1 protein-coding gene is annotated in these 1331 nt (G+C 74.9%); it reads right to left on the reverse strand.

What is annotated here, in order from left to right:
* Window positions 1–9: 9 nt before the first annotated feature.
* Window positions 10–1331: hypothetical protein (locus GGD89_RS19630; RefSeq protein ID WP_221238584.1), on the reverse strand; the 1322-nt coding region annotated here is incomplete at its 5' end.

A 1331-nucleotide genomic window follows, 5' to 3' on the forward strand; every position in this document is an offset into this window, starting at 1 on the left:
TTTCGGTGCTCATGCGCGCCGCCCGCCGACGGCGGCGCGCGCGGCCAGGTCGGCGCGGCCGGTCTGAGCGCCGAGGTCGCGGCGCAACGCGCGCAACTCGTCAATGAGGGACTGGGTCAGGCCGCCGTCGGTGCGCCGGCCGGCGGAGGCCTCGCCATGGACCGCCGCGATCAGGGTGTCCAGGCGGGACTCCAGGCGCTCGACCCGGTCGATCAGCACGCCATCGTCGCGCGCCATCGGCGGCGCGAAGGGGATCACGTTCGGCGCCGGCAGGTCCGGCGCGGACGACAGGGGCGCGATGTGCACCTGGTTGTCGTTGAGCGCTTCGATCAGGCCCGGCGCCGCGTTGGCGATATACGTGGCCGCTCCGGCCGCTAGTACGAACTCGCCGGCGGACAGGCGCGCGTCGATGGCGTCGTCCGTGGGACCGCCAGGGCCGTTTACCCAGCCGCCGGCGCTGAACCAGCGGCCCTCGTGCTGGCCGTGGTACATGAAATGCCCGAGGGCGGTGTTTTCGAGCGTGCCGTCGCCGAACCGCAGCGTGCCGGCCCGCCAGGCGGCGAGCACGTCGGCGTTGCGGCTCATGTAGTCCTGGGCGCGCTTGTGCACCGCCATCGGTGCGTTGTGCGCCATGAGGGCATTGTAGTCGTAGTACCGCGTCGGCGCGGGCGGCTCCTGCGGCGCGGGCGGGTCCGGGGGCGGCGGCAAGGGCGGCGTACTGCCCCCTCCGGATCCGCCCAGGCCGTCCAGCGCGCGCACCGCCGCCTCGATCGCCGCCAGCAGCGACGCCTCGTGCTGATCCGCCGCGTGCAGATAGGCCGTCTGCGCCTCCAGGGCGGCCGTGTGCTCGGCCTGGGCGACGGCCAGGCGGCCGAGATAGCTGCCCTCACCCAGGCCCCCGAACACGTCGGTCAGCACCGACGCCAGCGGCACCTGTTTCGCGAGGGGACCAGCGAGGCCGGTGTTGTCGCCGATGGCCGTCAGCAGGGCCAGCATCTCGTCCTGGCCGGCGACGGTGTCGCCGTGGCCCAGGGCGTCGGCCAGCGGCTCCAGCAGCGCCCGCAGCGTGGCCTCGACCTCAAAGTACCCGGCTGTCGAGCCGTGGTACTCCCGCGCCGCCGCGCGCCAGGCCTCGGCGTGGGCGGTCAGGCTCTCGTAGGCCGCCCGCGCGACCTCGTCGTCGTCGGACTGGGTCAGCGCCAGTTGGCGCGCGAAGTCGGCCTCGGCGGCGTCCATGCGGGCGCGCGGCGCGAGCGTCGACGCGGCGCCGGTGTCCAGCCCGTCCAGCCAGCGCCGCAGGTCGGCGCCCACGCCGTCGGCGACGCGGGCCA

The organism is Roseospira visakhapatnamensis (assembly GCF_014197915.1).
GTDB classification, from domain to species: Bacteria; Pseudomonadota; Alphaproteobacteria; order Rhodospirillales; family Rhodospirillaceae; genus Rhodospira; species Rhodospira visakhapatnamensis.